We start from the raw sequence: 16,315 nt of genomic DNA, 5'->3' as shown, positions 1-16,315 counted from the left end.
GCATCGGAGCGAATCAGTCTCTGGGCTCCAGGTCGACCGGGAGACGAGCATGGCCATTGGAGATGAAGCTCGATACCGCGCCCAGATCGCTGGGGTCCGCGGCCAAACGCATAGCGGGGAAGCGCTGGAACAGGGCCGGCAACGAAACCTCGGCTTCCAACCGAGCCAGCGGCGCACCCAGGCAGTGATGCACCCCATAACCGAAAGCCATGTGCTCCTTACTGGGCCGCAGCACGTCGAATTCGTCGGCGGTCGGGCCGTGGAGCTTCGGATCGCGGTTGGCTGCAGCGTACGACGCGAGAATCGGGTCCCCCTTGGCGATCTTGATGCCATCGATTTCGATGTCGTCGGCGGCGAAGCGCAGCGGAAGGTGCGCCACCGGAGCTTCGAACCGCAGTGATTCCTCGATCAGGTCCGACCAGGTCGCCTGTCCTGCCTGCACCTCGCCGCGCTGGTCGGAACGAGTCAGCCACAGGAAGATCGCTTGGTCGAGCAGATTCACAGTGGTCTCGTGACCGGCGCTGATGACCAGTAGCATCGTGTCGAGCAGTTCCTGTTCGGTCAACTGCGCACCGTCTTCCTCGGCACGTTGGGCGATCAACAGGCTGGTCATGTCATCGGCCGGTTCTGCACGTTTGAGGGCGATGAGTTCTCCGAGAATCCGGTACATCTCCATGTAGTTGGCCTGCGACTGCTCCGGACTGAGCGAGGTGTCGAAAATGCCGTCGACGCAGGCGCGCAGACCACTGTTCAACGACTCCGGAACCCCCATCAGTGCGCTGATCACCTGAATCGGCAGTGGGTAGGCGAAGTCCTCCCGCAGGTCCACCGGACCGTCGGACGCTTTCGCTGCCAGTCCGTCGAGCAGGCCCGCGGTGATCTGCTCGATCATCGGACGCATTGCCTGGGAGCGGCGCAGCGTGAACGCGGGTGCGATCAGTTTGCGCAACCGTCGGTGATCTGTGCCATAGGCGGTGAACATATTGGTCACGGCCACCCACAGATACAGCGGCCAATCCGGTGGTATCTCCCCGTTGATGAATGCGGGCCAGTGCTGCCTGGCGTCCTTCGACACCCTCGAGTCCGCAAGCAGCCGCTTGAGGATGGCCGCGTCGGTGATCGACCATGCCTGCACTCCACCGGGCAGCTCGACAAGGGTGGCTGGACCACGGTCACGAATACGAGCGGACTCACCCTGGATATCGGCGCCCATCGGGTCGAGCACTAGGGGCTGAGCGTTCATCGGCCTCTCCTTAATACACATTCAACGGTGGGGATTTCGGAAAAACGACGGGAAGCGATACCAAGGCTCGGTGGAACGGACCCGGCCGGTAGGACAGCTGCTCGGGCGAGACGGCCAACCTCAGCTCCGGCAGCGCGTCGAGCAGCTGATCGATGGCGTCCTGGACGACCAGATAGGCGACCGACCGGGCCGGGCACGCATGCGGCCCAACGCTCCACGCCAGATGCGCGCGATTGTCGATGCTTTCACCGAAACCGATCGCGGGATCGTTGTTGCAGCCGGTCATGCTGATCAATACCGGTTGGTGTGCGGGCAACCACACCCCATCGATCAAGATCGGCTGCTTGGGATAGCTGACGCAATAGTTCGACATCGGCGGGTCGTTGAACAACACCTCGTCGAGGGCGTCACGTGTGGAGAGGCTTCCGCCCAAAAAACTTCCCGCGAAACGGTCGTCGGTCAGCATGAGCCGCAGTGTGTTGACGATCAAATTCTGTTGTGGCTCGATCCCAGCGGCGTACAGCGTGACCAGCTGGTGGATCATCTCCATATCATCCAATTGCGACGGATGACTCAACAAGCGAGAAGTGATGTCGTCCCCGGGCTCTTTTCGCTTCAGCTGCACCAGGCTGAACAGTGCGTCGCTGAGCATCGCGTTGCCCTTGTCCGCGTTGACACCCTCGAAGATGGCGGCCATGCCGGTCGATACCTGCTGGCCGATATCCGCGGGGCACCCGAGTATGGCGTTCACCGCAGCGAAACTGAGCGGAAAGGCGTATTGGCTGATCAGTTCAGCCGCACCGTCCTCACAGAATGCATTGATCAGCGGGAGGGCTATCTGTTCCACGGTGCTGTGCAGCGCGTGCAAATCGATCTCGCCGATACTCGCCACATTTGCCTGCCGATAGCGCAGGTGCTCCAGACCTGAGCTGCGCAATGCGTTCGGCCGCCACTCCAGCATGGGTAGCACCGGGCACTCGCCGGGAATACCTTTCTGCCACGTGCGCGGATCTGCAGGGAAGTGCTCGGGGTCGTTGAGGATACGCAGCGCCGTATGATAGCCGATCACCAACGTGGCGGGCACATTCGGCGCCAATTCCACTGGGACGAGCGGCCCGTAGGTGCGGCGCATCTCGCGGAAGGCCCGGTGCGGATCCGCAGCGTACTCCTCCGAATACAAGGCATAGCGGGGCCGGTCGGTGTCGATCGGCGAGCCGTGCTGGACAGGGCAACCACTCGCGGATGCCGAGGAGAGTGGCGAAAACTGTGGCGTGGTCACAAGAAAGAGACTCCAGAAGGGACGAACGGTCGATGAGCGTGGCCGATGTGCGTCGGTACGCCCATCGAGCACATGCGTCGAGTCGGTGCGGTCGGATCGGGCTCCATGTCGGATCGGCACCTGTCTCGAGGGGCAGGTAGTGGCCGACCTCCGAGGTGGCTACCTCCCTTCCTGCTGTATCGACATACCGGTGGCCATTGCGCCCAGTCGACCGGCTCCGCGGCCAAGCCGCGCGGTCAGACTGAGAAAGCACGTGCCTCGATCACGTGCGTCGAGTTGGTTGGTGTGGGCCCGGGTTCCGTCTCGGTGCCATATCCCCTTGGTACAGAGCATATCCCGTTTGGACGCAGAATGCGGCTCGACCGAGGCATGTCCAGCCCGTACCGCGAGTTCCCCTGCCTCACCAACCGGACGACCAGGGAATATGCACATTTCAGAACAGAATTTCGATCGCATGAACAGCTCTCGTGGACACTCCCCTCACATCATCAACGGGGGAGACTTCGGAAATACGACCGGCAGGGCCGCCAATGCCCGATGAAAGGGACCCGGGCGCCAGAACAGGTGGCTCCTGGGCACGGCCAGCCGCATGTCGGGCAGGGCATCGAAAAGTTGATCGATTGCCTCTCGAACGACCACAGACGCCACAGTTTTCGCCGGGCAGGCATGCGGGCCGACGGCCCACGCGAGATGGGCGCGATTGCCGGTACGGTCACCGCTGCGGACCGCCGGATCGTTGTTGCAGGCCGCGAGACTGATGAGCACTGGTTGATGCGCCGGCAACCAGGTATCAGCGACCACGATCGGTTGCCGCGGATATGTAATACACATATTCGCCACCGGTGGGTCGCTGAACAGCACCTCATCGAGTGCATCACGCGACGACAGGCCGCCGTCGAGAACGTCATCGGTGGAACGACCGTCGGTGAGCATCAACAGCACAGCGCTCGTCATCAGGTTCTGCTGTGGTTCGATCGCCGCACCGTAGAGACCGACGAGCTGAGAAAGCATCTCGTCGTCGGTCAGGTTGGACCAATGATGGGCCAGTCGCGACGCGACATCGTCACCGGGTGCTGCGCGCCGCAGCCGGATCAGCTCCGTCAACGCAGACGACAGCATTCGCATCCCGCCGACCGGGTCGACGGCCTCGACGAGCATGGCCATGCCGGCCGTGACGCGGTGCCCGAGCGCCGACGGACAGCCGACGATCTCGTTGAACACTGCGCACACGAGCGGAAACGCGTACTGCGTGACCAGGTTCGCAGTACCAGCTCGACAGAAGGTGTTGATCAGCGGAACGGCGAACCGCTCCACCATGGAATGGAGCTCGTGTAGATCGATACCCTCGATGCTCGTGCTGTAGGCCCCTCGATAGCGCGCATGGGCCGCTCCGCTATTGCGCTGCGCGTTCGGATGCCACTCCATCATCGGGCGAATGGGCGAATCCGAGGTAAGACTCTTCTGCCAGATGCGGGGGTCGGCCGGAAAGTGCTCCGGATCGTTCAGGATCCGGACAGCTTCCTGGTACCCGATCACCAGTGTGGCCGAAACCCCCTGCGACAGTTCGATCGGCACCAAGGAGCCGTGGCGCCTACGCATTTCTCCGTAGGCGCCATGTGGATCCGCTGCGAATTCCGGTGAATACACCCGAACACGGTCCTCGTCGGAACCGAGCTGCGATGTGTGCCCGACCGGACAACCGCCCGTCGACCTGGAGGCGGCGGGCGCCTGCTGTGCGGTCAAGAACGAGACTCCAGACGGTGGAACAGGAATTCGACGAGCGTGATCAGCGAATGCAAACATGTGCCGCGGTCTCGCGCGTCCAGTGTGGTCAGCGGTGTTCCTGGTTCCAGGTCCAGCGCATCACGGACCTCCTCCAGCGGGAAGTGCCGTGCTCCTTCGAACTGGTTGACCGCCACCGAATACGGAACTCCCCGCTCTTCGAGCACCGAAAGGACCTCATCGGACTTGTCGATCCGGCGGGTGTCGACCAGCACCAGGGCTCCGAGCGCCCCCCGGGCCAACTCCTCCCACAACGGGACGAAACGCTGCTGGCCGGGAGTCCCGAACAGATACAGCGCTAGCGTAGAACTGAGCGTGATACGACCGAAGTCCATCGCGACAGTGGTCTGCGACTTTCCTGGTAGGCCTGCCATGTCATCGACGCCGACGCTGGCCTGGGTGATGGTCTCTTCGGTGCGCAGCGGCTTGATCTCCGAAATACTGCTCACGAATGTGGTCTTACCGACGCCGAAGTTTCCGGCCACCAACAGTTTCACCGAACGGGTCACTGTCTCCGGCACGTAGTCGACCGAACGGTCAGACGGCGAGAGCACGGAGCCCATTGAGTACCTCCTCCAGCAGGGCGATCTCCGGCAACGCTTCGGCCGGGGTGGGAGTGACGAGATGCCCGCCGTCCATGAGATCCGACGCGATGATCTTCACCACGGACGGCGGTAGGTCGAGGTACGCCGCGATCTCGGCTATCGAGAGCGCACCTTGGCGGCTACACAGAGCCATGACCCGGCGCGCGTCGGGCGAAGCGCCGGGAAGTGGGTCCTTGGCGGTCAAGACCAAGGTGACCAAGTCCAGCTCGCGAGTAGGACGAGTACGTCCCCCGGTGCGTACATACGCGCGGACCAGGTCCGGATCACGACGATGTTTGCTCACGACGGCACCGAATCCGAACTCGGCGCTGTTGTGCCCAGGGCGACAGCGCCATCGACTCGCTCGCTGCGCTCGATCATGACATTCCGCCGCCGTCTGCCCGGTTGCGTGGCTGACTGCTCAGTTCATGCCCTACCCGGCTGGCCAGTTCGTTCATCCGATGCGCGATGAGACCGATATCGATATCGGCAGTCGTTGCGACACCCAATAGTGCACCTTCACCCGCGGCGGTGATCAGGATCATTCCCTGGTCGTACTCGGTAATGTTCTGCCGCACACCGTTGTGCGCGTCACCGCAGAACTCACCGAGCGCCTTGCCGAGCGACCGCAGACCGGAGGCAGCGGCGGCGAAACGTTCCGCTTCGTCGCGGGTGATTCTGGTGGAGTGCGCTATCCGCAGGCCGTCGTCGGACAGCAACACCGCGAACCGCACACCGGAGATGTCGAGATCTTCGAGTAGCCAGCCCAGTTTGTTGCTGCTGTCGGTCACGGGTGTGGCCATCAGGATGTCATCCCTTCCGTATCGTCGGATGTGGCGTTGCGGCCGCTCCTGGAGCCGGTGTGCCAGGCTGCGGCAATCTCGGGGCGAGCGCGACCGGGTTGTTCGGTACGTGGTCCGACCGGGGCCAGTGCAACGGTCCGGCGGCGGCGCTTGGGTAGGCCACCACTGGTGACTTCGTGCACCGAGAACGGCTTGTCGTCCTCACGCCGCTGTGCATCCAGCGTGAGCGCCGCATCCGGTACGGCAACGGCCACCGGTTCCGGACGTGCCTCGATCACCGGCGCGACCTCCTGAACGTTCTGGGGGCTGACCAGCAGCGACTCCGGGATGTAGACCATTGCGCGCATGCCGCCGTAAACGTTCGGCCCGTCGATGTAGACGGTGAAGCCGTAGCGGCGGGCCAACGCGGCAATACCAGGGAAGCCGACCTTCGGCGACGGCCCGAGTTGATGGATGTCGACCGGCCGCTCGTGCGCGAGTACCTGGCGAGCTTCTTCCATCTGTTCGGCGTTCATCCGTACGCCCGCGTCATCGACGATGACGGTGACACCGTGGTGGCCCTCCTGGAAGCTGATGTCCACATAGGACGTCGGTGGAGAGTACCGTAATGCGTTGTCCAGCAGGGTTGCCAGTGTATGCACCAGCGGTTCCACCGCACGGCTGATCACAACGCGATCGAGCTGGTTGGGTCGCACTCGCAGATACTCGCGCACCCGGCCGATGGCGCCGCCGACCACGTCGGTCAACGACTGCGCAGGCCAGCGACGGCCGGGCAGTCCACCACAGACGATCACGTAGGACTGAGCCTGACGGATCATCTGTTGCACGGTGTGATCGATCCGGGTGAGGGTCTCGTACACCTGGTCGTCGCGGTGTTCGCGCAAGGCGGCACTCACGACCTGGCTGACATCGGCGCCCAGACTGACCACCGAGGTCCCGAACGAACGCACCGCCGCGCTGGTTGCCTGCCGTGCCGCGCCAGCGACTTCGGTACGCGCGGACTCGTCGGCAGCCTTGATCGCCTGCTGCGCTTCACCGTTGGCCAATTCTTCGGCTTCGGAGCGCATCAGGCGCAGATCGTTGGCGTACCGTTCACCGATCCAGCGCAGCGCCTGCGCCAGCCGGGAATTCTCCATGCCAGCCTGGACTTCGACCGGAGGAGGCTGGGATTCACCCTGCCGTATCGAGTCGGCCACTGCGGGTAGCGCGGTGGCGACAAACCGTTCGAGCGTGTCCTCCATCGCACGCTGTTCCCGGGCCAGAGCATCGACTTTGACCCGTTGAGCCCTGGCGTATTGCATTGCGTAGAGCGCCGCCGCTATAGCGATCGCCAAAGCGGCGGCAAGGATCCATGAAAGCACCACGGCGATATCTTGATTCATCAGTTCTTTCGTCGTCGACTGGTCTCGAGGAATCGGCCCTTCGCCATCCTGCTTCGCTCGCCTTCCTCGCCTGCCGACCATAGACGGACCGGTCGGCGGAGTCCGCGTCGCAGCTCTGGCGCCCGGATCGACACCGACACTCCAGCCCAGCGCCTTCCACAGTGCCTACAGGACAGGTGATTACGCGTGCATCACCAACCATGCGGAGCATGCCCGAACGGCGACCAGAACCCGACCTTTCGCACACTAGCAGCATTCGGGCGAAGTCTCTGCAGTTCGCCGAGACACTTTCGGTTCACGTGGACAAACGACGTGTCGCGGTGCCGGCGATGGCCTCACGTGCCCGCGTCTCGTGGGTATTGCGGGGGCCGGTATTCGCGGACACTACTTTTGGTCGAGCAGGCCCAGACGACCCGGGATAGGTATCCAGTCCCAGACCTGGACCGCGGTGTCGTCGTCGAGGTTGGCACCGCGTTCGGGGTCGGGCTGTTGGTGATCTACCAGTCGTCAATGCCTCACCATGCCAACGAAAATCGGACTCGACGACCAGATCACGAAAGCTTCATCACCCTCGACATCGGTCCCGAGCCAAGCTGCCAGCGCATCGAACAACATCCCGAGCTCGGCCTCGGTGTACGCCGACGCGCATGCGCCACGATGTGCTGCCTGCCCCACGGGCTCATTCGGCCACCTGCACCGCGGTGGCCCCGGACACTGTGCGCGCTCGCTACAACCACCGACCGTACCGACCGATCGTTGGGTGCGTGAAGACCGCCCCGCCAGCGAACATCACCGTGCTCGGCGCGATTACCCGAATACCGAAACCTCGACCGAAGTCGGGAAGCGCGCCGACGTGGTCGATGTCCACACCCTGGTTGTCGATGTCCACACCCTGGTTACAGCCAGGGCGTGGACAGAGGCTTATGAGCCATGCGGGTGACCAGCCGATGTCACCGCCACAATTCCGGCGCGGCAAATTCCCTGAGCCACCGTGGTGATGCACTTCGTCGGCGCCGTACCGGCCGAAAACTCGACAATGGATGGAAACCAAGACTGTCTTCGACTCGACGACACTGCAATCAGCTGGTGCCGCCCAGATGCACACCCGACTCGGCCGCAGCCTCGAAAAGAAGGATCTGCATTGGATATCATTGTATCCATGGCAAAGCTGAAGGTCACGGTCGATGTTCCGATCCCCCCGGAAACGGCTTGGTCGCATGCCGCGAACTTTCGTGACCTTGGAAAATGGCTGACGATTCACGAAACGTGGTGTGGCCCTGTACCAGCCGAATTGACCGTCGGCGCGCAAATGGTCGGTATCGCCTCGGTAAGGGGTTTGCGCGACCTGATCACCTGGACGGTGCATGTTGTCGAACCGCCACGTCGCCTCCAGCTGGTCGGCGCCGGCAAAGGCGGAACCAAAATGGGGTTACAACTAGGTGTAGCTCCGATGCGCTCTGGTTCGGCGGTCACGGTTGAACTCGAACTCGGTGGAGCACCGTTGTTCGGACCGATCGGCATGGGCGTCGCTCGCGCCGTCAAAGGCGATATCCAGCGGTCCCTCGACCGCTTCGTCACCTTATACGCCTGAAGCAGATTGTTTGCATCCGCAATTCCGAATCGATGTTCAACCGTATACGGCTGAACAATCGATCGACAACGGTATGCGATTACCGCTCCCTTCTGCCGAACACACGGCGCTGCTGGTGTCATCCTATTCCCGACCGGCGACTCAGATCACGTTCAGAATTGATTGCTATAGTCGGCCTCACTGTGAGACTCAGTAGTCGATCACGGCGTGTCGGCCCCGTAGCGGCATTGGTTGCTGCGGTGTTGTGGGTCGTGCCGATGTTCGACGGCGCAGGGACTATTGCTCGTACCGACCCGAGCACGTTGGTTGGCGCAGCAGCTCAGCTCGAGCGCCCAGCAGTCGAGATTTCCTCTCACTGGATGCTGAATTCTTCGACTCATCTCGGCGCTCATTGTGTCACGCCTTGCATCATGCGGTCGGTGCACCCCGGCGGCGGGAAGGTCGCGTCGCTGCTACTCGCGTCGGCGCACGGCTCGATGGTCACCTACGCCGCCACACCTGTCGCTCACCCCAACTGCGCAACTCTTCGAGGCCCGCCGAGGGTCCAGGCGCCCATCTCCGGCGGACGCGCAACCGTGACCCTGTTCTGTATCGCCCGACGCTGACCGGCCAGCGCCAGGCCGACGCGGTGTCCCCGTTGGCTGGTGTCCGTGGTTTCCGTCATCAGCCGTCCTCCGACGGTTTCGATACAGAAAGCGACAGCCATGGCCAAGGTTGTGCTCGATTTCTTCCCCGACCCAGCAGCGGTCTCGGGCGCCACGACAACTGTCACCCGAAAGCGCCCCGAACCGATCAGTGAGACCGCGCACGATTCGGGACCGGAGCCCCCATCGTGAACGCACTACGGAAATTCGGCAGTTTCGACGTCGCCGCACGCTTGTTGATGATCAATCAGTTCGGCATCAACCTCGGCTTCAATATGCTGATGCCGTATCTGGCCGGGTACATGGCCGGATCGTTGGGTCTGGCGGCATGGGCGGTAGGCCTGGTCCTCGGCGTGCGGAATTTCTCCCAACAAGGCTTGTTCCTGTTCGGCGGTACGCTGGCCGACCGGTTGGGATACAAGCCGTTGATCGTCGCCGGCCTGCTGGTACGCACTGGCGGCTTCGCCTTGTTGATGTTCGCGACCTCACTGCCGGCTCTGCTGGTGGCCTCGGCCGCGTCTGGTTTCGCTGGAGCATTGTTCAACCCCGCCGTGCGGGCCTATTTGGCATTGGATGCGGGGGAACGGCGGATCGAGGCGTTCGCCATATTCAACATGTTCTACCAGGCGGGGATTCTCTCCGGTCCCTTGGTCGGCCTCGCGCTGATGTCGCTCGATTTCAACGTGACCGCCGGCGTGGCAACCGCCGTATTCGCGACCCTGACGATCGCGCAACTGTTCGCGCTACCCGCACGGCGGCCCGAGGAACCAGCCGAGCAGACTTCGGTGCTCGCCGATTGGCGCACTGTCGTGAGCAACCGTCGGTTCGTTTGGTTCGCACTGGCAATGACCGGGTCATACCTGCTGTCGCTTCAGATCTATCTGGTTTTGCCGCTACAAGCGGAGTTCATCGCCGGAGCGCAGTCACAACTCGTGGTATCGGCAGTCTTCGTGGTGTCCGGGTTGGTCGCGATCGCTGGACAGTTGCGCGTCACCGGATGGCTGCAGGCGCACTTCGGCACCGGAAGGGGCCTCATCATCGGCGTCGCGGTTCTCGCGGTATCGTTCCTCCCCTTGATGGTGATCCCCGATTCTGCCCGGTTCGGCGCTCCCGTCGCGATCGGTGCACTGTTGACCGCGGCCGCGCTGCTGGCGCTGGGCACCGCAGCGGTGTTTCCGTTCGAAATGGATACCGTCGTCACACTCTCCCGAGGCAGACTCGTCGCGACGCACTACGGCTTCTATCACACCGTGGTCGGCATCGGGATCCTCGCCGGCAATCTGACAACCGGTGCTGTGGTCGACGCCGCCCGCGACGCTGGGGCAGATTGGGCGGTATGGGCTGGCCTGAGCGCAATCGGCGTCGTCGCGGCACTCGCTCTCCACCGGCTCAGGCGTATGCCTGGTGCGCCCGAGGTCGACGGGGTGAGCTCGACGGAGGATCATCAGGGGCAGCACCGGCCTCGAGTCGAATCACGAGGGAGTAGGCTGCTGCGCTCGGCCATTCGGGCACGTCCGGTGAGCGCGCGCGAGCGGCGCCCACTCTAGCTTGTCTGCACAAGAACTCTGGACCACACCTGTCACTTGACAGATCGACATGGCCCAGATTGGGCGTAACAACCCCCGCCGGACTGCTCAATTGCGGCTTGGGTCGGTAGTCGGGGTGGACGGTCGGACTATCCTGCGCGGGGCCATGACCTCTGCCCACCAGCCACTCAAGGGGCTGGGGTCGGGCCAGACGACCCGGTCTCGATCTTCGTTGCCTGGGGCGCGCGCTTCGGGTTTCTCGATCACGATGATGTTCCTCTGCGCTGATGCACATACCTGCGGGATGCCCGCGCTCGGAGTCGAGCAACGCGGATGCCTCGCCTTCTACCAGACGACCGCAGTGTCGGACTGGCTTATTCCACAAATACCACGAGAATCCAGAAATACGCCGATCTCTCCGATTTTTCTGCGATTCACCCCACGATTTTTCGGGTTGGTAACCAGCTACCATATAGTTGCGTAACACAAGCAACTAATCGTGCGCGAGGAGCGAGCATGACGGTCTCACCCGATACGGCACAGAGCCTCATCGACGAGCTCTATCTGATGAGCAGGGCGATCCGCGTCGCCCTCAAACCATCGGAGGAGGGGAACCTCCTTCCAGGAGGAGTCGGGGTGCTGGCGGTCCTGAAGACCAAAGGGCCATGCCGGCAAGTGGACCTGGCCGGGGACCTGTGGATCAGTCCATCCGCACTCAGCAGGCACGTCACCGACCTCGTCGGCGCCGGCTACGTCAGCCGACACGCCGATCCGATGGATGGCCGAGCCACTCTCATTCAGGTGACCGACGAAGGACGCGATTTGTTGCGGCGAATTCGGATATCGCGGGCGAGAGATCTGCAAGCCGTCCTCTCCGACTGGAGCGACGACGAAGCCGAACGCGCGCGCGAGGCGATCCACAAGCTCAGGGCCGCATTGGCCGGATATACGCACAGTGCGTCGCCGAGCACACAACAGCCGGTGTGACAGGAGTCGAAGAAGTAGATGTCCAGTTCTGTAGACGCGACAGTGCCGCACGACCCTTCCGCGATGACCCACCGGGAAGTCTTGGAAACAATGACCGGATTGCTGGCGGCACTGTTCACGGCGCTGCTCAGCACAACAATTGTCGCCACCGCGCTACCCACGATCATCGGTGATCTGCAGGGATCGCAAACCGCATACACCTGGGTCATCACAGCGGCTCTGCTGACCAACGCAGCATCCACCCCGATCTGGGGGAAATTCGCCGACCTGTTCGACAAAAAACTGTTGGTCCAGTCGGCGATCATCATCTTCGTCGTCGGCTCGATCGTCGCAGGATTCGCCGAGAACGTGACCGTACTCTTGCTCGCGCGGGTCGTCCAAGGTGTCGGTATGGGCGGACTGACCGCACTCACCGTCGCAATCATCGGTTCCATCATCGCGCCCAGAGAACGGGGACGGTACTCCGGATATATGGGCGCGGTGATGGCAGTCGCGATGTCCGGCGGCCCTATCCTCGGCGGGGTCATCGTCGACAGCCCGCTCGGTTGGCGTTGGTGCTTCTTCGTGTGCGTGCCGCTCGCTGTGATCGCGATGGTGCTGCTGCAACGCACCCTGCGGCTGCAGACCGTCCGTAAAGACGTGTCGATCGACTGGCTCGGCGCGACACTACTGACCGGCGGTGTATCGGTGCTGCTGGTGTGGGTGTCGTTCGCCGGGAAGGTCGACTACTACGCGTGGTGGTCGATCGAGTCCACGGTCTATGTCACGACCGGCGTGCTGTTGCTGATCGCGACCGTGTGGGTCGAAGCCCGAGCCAAGTCTCCGATCATTCCGCTGGCGATCGTCACCGAACGCACCACCGGTCTGGCCATCATCGCCTCGATCACGGTCGGCATCGGCATCTTCGGTGCGACAACTTTCCTGAGCCAGTACTTTCAGACCGCGCGCGGCTACTCACCAACCATGGCGGGAGTTTTGGTCATTCCTCTGGTCACCGGCATGTTCCTTGCATCGGTGGGCTCCGGGCAGCTGATCACGCGACGCGGCAAGTGGAAGGGATTCGTCGTCGGCGGAGCCGTGCTGATGGTGCTGGGGTTCGGTCTGCTCTCGACGATCGGCCATGCGACGAGCTTGTGGCTCGTCGGCGGATACATCCTGATCATCGGGCTGGGAATCGGCATGATGATGCAGAATCTGGCTCTGGCAGTGCAGAACACGGTCAGTGTGCACAATATCGGCGCGGCATCGAGCAGCGTCGCTTTCTTCCGCACCTTCGGTGGCGCGATCGGAGTCTCCGTACTGGGCTCTGTGCTGGCTACCCGCGTGCACGAGCTCGCGGCGCAAGGGCTCTCCGACATCGGCATCCCGATCGAATCCTCCGCCGACAGCAACCTGGATCTCGAATCTTTGCCAGCGCCCATCGTCGCGGTTCTGCGTGCTTCCTATGGTGACGCAACGGGAAGGATCTTCCTCATTGCTGCAGCCGCGGCCGTCATCGCCGTCGTCGCTACCGCACTGCTACCGAACCGCCCGCTACGCAGCACGATCGACACCGACCCAGACCTCGACCCATTGCATCCCGATTCCAGTAGGACCGATGCGAAACCCCGGCGACGCGACGACGTCGAGAACGAGCAGGCATCTGCCCTGTTCGACTGAGCGCCATCGTGGTGCCCAACCGTCGACTGGGGCACATTCGTTCTCAGAACAACGCTCACTGCGGCGGCTGTTGAGCCGACCGGAGATCGAGGTCCACCGCCGAGGACAGCGCGACAGCCAGACACCGCAGTTCGCCGGGAATCAGCACCGACCGAATCGCGCCCTGAAACGACTCCAACACAGCACCGTCGGACCACCGCACGTCATAGCGATACCAACAACGACCACCCTTTCTGCCTCGTTGGATATCCCGTTCGGTACGAACGGCCAGTTCGGTCAGCGCGGCGGCAACCTGGCGAGGCTCGCCGGCACTCGCGATCCGCCACCACGACTTCCCGAAGTAGCCTGGCTCGGAGATCTCGATCGAATACAGCAGTGCGGTGCCATCGGTGTCGGAGACGGTCATACCACTCAGACTGCCGCAAAACGGACTGGACAGAAGGGTGAAACGCCGGATACGTACCGAGCACTTCCACACAGCATGTGCAGCTCACGATTCCGCGGTGCGGTGACACCCTCTCGGCCGCGGGCCGCGGGGACTGCTGGCGTTCGACTACACCGATTCGATGCGACCCAACAGCCAGCGGGGACCAACCGTGGTCGCTCCGAGTTCTTCGACCCGGCGGCGAAGCCCACGATCGGCGGTCACGACCGTCGTCGAATGGTAGCGGCTGCTCCCCTGTGCTGCACTCACCACACGGACGATCGCGTCGTCACCGGAGCCATCCGCGAGCACCACACGGACCGCGTTCACATGTAGATCAGGCATGCCCGTAACCGCGGCCTTGGCCGCGCCCTCCAGCACCACCACCACTTCATCGAACCGACTGTTGCGATCTCGGAGACCGACAATCGCCGTGAGCAAACGTCGGGCCGCGCCGGGGCGATCACGCCACCACCCGTCCGGCCGCGACCCGATGACATTTGCAGCATCCACCACGATCAACGCACTACCGACCTCGGTCACGATCTCAGTTTCCTCGCTGGCACCACAGCGACCCGGGTCGACACCATGATGCGGGAAAACACGCTGCCAATGGTCGACGCGGCGATCACGGTGGCCATTCCCGGCCGCAGCGTCTATCGGTGTCGTGTCGACCCCGGGAAGCAGAACATACACGGCCATCCTGGGTGCTCTGACAAGGCGATTGGCTCCCCTGCGGCAATATGCGGTAGTCTCTTCGAGCGCCCGAACCACGGACGCGACGGGCTGTGGCGCAGTTTGGTAGCGCACTTGACTGGGGGTCAAGTGGTCGCAGGTTCAAATCCTGTCAGCCCGACAGACAGAAGTCCCCTCCGACCTGTGTCGGAGGGGACTCGTTCTTATCTGACTATCCGTAGTTGCGGACCGAAGGTGTAGCGACAGCAGGCTGCCATCGCCCTGCAGGGACTTGATGTCAGGATGCAGGTAGCGCACTGTGATGCGGGGATCTCGGTGACCGGCGACCCGCGTAGCCAATGCAATGGCACGCCGGCATCGGCGAACCAGGTGAGCCCGGTGTGCCGGAGGTCGTGTCGTCGCGAGCTTGGTCAGCGTCGCCCAGTCCGGCAGCGCAAGAGCCCGAGGATTGTCCAACTCGTCTTCGTAGCGCTCGTGCTGCTTCTGCCAGCCTCGGACTTCCACCCGGCGGTCGAGCACCTCGTCCCGCACCGCCTGGTCCAGCACACGTGCGTCGACGCCGATCATTGCGGTGTCCCAGCTCCCGCCCCGTGCTCGCTGCCCTCTGTGCCTCCAAGACCGCGACCCGATCACACAGCCGATCGACCTCCCGCGCCTGCCACACAGTGACGAATCGCCCTGAGCGCCACGCTGCCCGAGCGACACTTGGCAGACCTGTACCGACGAACCATGACCGAGACGAATGACGCACAACACGAACCACATCCGTCGGCGACATCGAGGGCATTTGGGTTACACAAGTAGATGCGAACACTGAAGCAGGCAATCAAGATTCGCTATCCCCACGGCGATCGTGGTCTTCAGTACAACAGCGGCGGCATCATCGGAGATCCCCTTGTACCGTGGTGGCTGGTACTCGAACCGGATTCGTGATAGATGATGTTGCTGGTCGGGCCGCTGGCACTGGAGCGGCCGCCGCGTGACGAGCGAGCGTCTTCGAACGCCTGACCAACCCGAGCTGTTGCGCCCGTTCCCATGAGCGAGCGCAATCCCTATCACAAGGAGAACCAATCATGGCGATCAACCTCGACAAAGTCACCCTCGACAAGTCCACACCCTCGGTTTCTCTGGCCAAGTCCGGTGACAGACAAGGCACGATGCGGGTCAACCTCAACTGGACCGCGCGCGCTGCAATGCCGAACAAAGGGTTCCTCGCCAAGCTCAAGGCCACCGTGACACCGAGCATCGATCTGGATTTGGGTGCGATGTACGAGCTGGCCGACGGCACCAAGGGGGTAGTACAGGCACTCGGGAACTCGTTCGGTGCGCTCAACGAGCCGCCGTTCATCCACCTCGACGGGGACGACCGCAGCGGCAACAACACCGCGGGAGAGAACCTGCACATCAACCTCGCCGACATCACCAAGTTCCGGCGCATCCTGATCTTCGCCTTCATCTATCAAGGTGTCCCGAACTGGTCGCAGGCCAACGGTGTTGTGACTCTCTTCCCCACCTCCGGTCCACAGATCGAAATCGAACTCGGCTCAGCGGACGACCAGGCCATCTCCTGCGCGATCGCGATGCTGGAGTGCAATGGCCGGGAACTGACAGTCACCCGCGAGGTCCGCTACATTCGCGGTGGCCAGCAGGAGATCGATCAGGCCTACGGATTCGGCATGGAATGGACGGCGGGCAGTAAGTAGCCGACCACCCGC

Annotated in this window: 15 protein-coding genes and 1 tRNA gene; 6 read left to right on the top strand and 10 right to left on the bottom strand. The window is 62.9% G+C overall.

All coding sequences use genetic code 11. From position 1 onward, the window contains the following. Positions 1-13 precede the first annotated feature (13 nt). The 7 genes from K940_RS0116210 to K940_RS0116180 all read right to left on the bottom strand — a co-directional run bounded on the left by K940_RS0116210 (position 14) and on the right by K940_RS0116180 (position 7,073). Positions 14-1,243, bottom strand: coding sequence for a cytochrome P450 (locus K940_RS0116210; protein WP_028478405.1), 1,230 nt, complete (start codon positions 1,241-1,243; stop codon positions 14-16). 10 nt (positions 1,244-1,253) lie between these two features. After that, the gene (locus tag K940_RS0116205) at positions 1,254-2,522 is read right to left on the bottom strand and encodes a cytochrome P450 (RefSeq protein ID WP_028478404.1); all 1,269 of its coding nucleotides are present in this window, start codon (positions 2,520-2,522) and stop codon (positions 1,254-1,256) included. Positions 2,523-3,002: 480 nt separating this feature from the next. Next, positions 3,003-4,265 (bottom strand): cytochrome P450, encoded by a 1,263-nt coding sequence (locus tag K940_RS0116200; protein WP_028478403.1) that lies wholly within the window; start codon positions 4,263-4,265, stop codon positions 3,003-3,005. Beyond that, on the bottom strand, positions 4,262-4,867 hold the full coding sequence (locus K940_RS0116195) for an ATP/GTP-binding protein (RefSeq protein WP_028478402.1): 606 nt from the start codon (positions 4,865-4,867) through the stop codon (positions 4,262-4,264). The genes K940_RS0116200 and K940_RS0116195 overlap by 4 nt, the downstream gene beginning before the upstream one ends. Further along, on the bottom strand, positions 4,842-5,192 hold the full coding sequence (locus tag K940_RS0116190) for a DUF742 domain-containing protein (protein ID WP_028478401.1): 351 nt from the start codon (positions 5,190-5,192) through the stop codon (positions 4,842-4,844). The genes K940_RS0116195 and K940_RS0116190 overlap by 26 nt, the downstream gene beginning before the upstream one ends. A gap of 73 nt (positions 5,193-5,265) precedes the next feature. Beyond that, positions 5,266-5,691: a roadblock/LC7 domain-containing protein gene (locus K940_RS0116185; RefSeq protein WP_028478400.1), complete on the bottom strand. Its 426-nt coding sequence runs from the start codon at positions 5,689-5,691 to the stop codon at positions 5,266-5,268. Continuing rightward, positions 5,691-7,073: an ATP-binding protein gene (locus K940_RS0116180; RefSeq protein ID WP_028478399.1), complete on the bottom strand. Its 1,383-nt coding sequence runs from the start codon at positions 7,071-7,073 to the stop codon at positions 5,691-5,693. The genes K940_RS0116185 and K940_RS0116180 overlap by 1 nt, the downstream gene beginning before the upstream one ends. 997 nt (positions 7,074-8,070) lie before the next feature. On the opposite strand from K940_RS0116180, the gene K940_RS0116160 reads away from it, so the two are divergent. Beyond that, the gene (locus K940_RS0116160; RefSeq protein WP_369797516.1) at positions 8,071-8,664 is read left to right on the top strand and encodes an SRPBCC family protein; all 594 of its coding nucleotides are present in this window, start codon (positions 8,071-8,073) and stop codon (positions 8,662-8,664) included. A 505-nt stretch (positions 8,665-9,169) separates the two neighbouring features. On the opposite strand, the gene K940_RS32385 is transcribed toward K940_RS0116160, so the two are convergent. Continuing rightward, the gene (locus K940_RS32385; RefSeq protein WP_155980914.1) at positions 9,170-9,328 is read right to left on the bottom strand and encodes a hypothetical protein; all 159 of its coding nucleotides are present in this window, start codon (positions 9,326-9,328) and stop codon (positions 9,170-9,172) included. Positions 9,329-9,547: 219 nt separating this feature from the next. On the opposite strand from K940_RS32385, the gene K940_RS28620 reads away from it, so the two are divergent. From K940_RS28620 to K940_RS28615, 3 genes are all read left to right on the top strand, one after another. Next, a complete protein-coding gene (locus K940_RS28620; RefSeq protein ID WP_081706413.1) occupies positions 9,548-10,855 on the top strand; it encodes an MFS transporter in 1,308 nt (435 codons plus the stop codon). A 495-nt stretch (positions 10,856-11,350) separates the two neighbouring features. Next, a complete protein-coding gene (locus K940_RS0116140; protein ID WP_028478396.1) occupies positions 11,351-11,821 on the top strand; it encodes a MarR family winged helix-turn-helix transcriptional regulator in 471 nt (156 codons plus the stop codon). 18 nt (positions 11,822-11,839) lie between these two features. Beyond that, positions 11,840-13,480, top strand: a complete 1,641-nt coding sequence (locus K940_RS28615; protein WP_081706410.1) for an MDR family MFS transporter — start codon at positions 11,840-11,842, stop codon at positions 13,478-13,480. Between the two features lie 55 nt (positions 13,481-13,535). Here the strand turns inward: K940_RS28615 and K940_RS30885 are convergent, their stop codons facing one another. Both K940_RS30885 and K940_RS0116130 read right to left on the bottom strand, forming a co-directional pair. Next, positions 13,536-13,886 carry a hypothetical protein gene (locus K940_RS30885; RefSeq protein WP_051407255.1) on the bottom strand — a complete coding sequence of 117 codons (351 nt, stop codon included), beginning with the start codon at positions 13,884-13,886 and terminating at the stop codon, positions 13,536-13,538. Positions 13,887-14,033: 147 nt separating this feature from the next. Next, entirely contained in the window at positions 14,034-14,447 is a 414-nt protein-coding gene (locus tag K940_RS0116130; RefSeq protein ID WP_028478395.1) for a hypothetical protein, read from the bottom strand. 239 nt (positions 14,448-14,686) lie between these two features. Between K940_RS0116130 and K940_RS0116125 the strand changes: the two genes are divergently transcribed. Beyond that, positions 14,687-14,760, top strand: a tRNA-Pro gene (locus K940_RS0116125). A gap of 913 nt (positions 14,761-15,673) precedes the next feature. Beyond that, entirely contained in the window at positions 15,674-16,303 is a 630-nt protein-coding gene (locus tag K940_RS0116110) for a Tellurium resistance (protein WP_028478393.1), read from the top strand. The last annotated feature ends 12 nt before the right edge of the window (positions 16,304-16,315 follow it).

Origin of the sequence: Nocardia sp. CNY236, from assembly GCF_000482385.1 — a bacterium.
GTDB lineage: Bacteria > Actinomycetota > Actinomycetes > Mycobacteriales > Mycobacteriaceae > Nocardia.
Note: the sequence above shows the minus strand (reverse complement) of the source record. Positions and strands in the feature narration are given on the sequence as shown.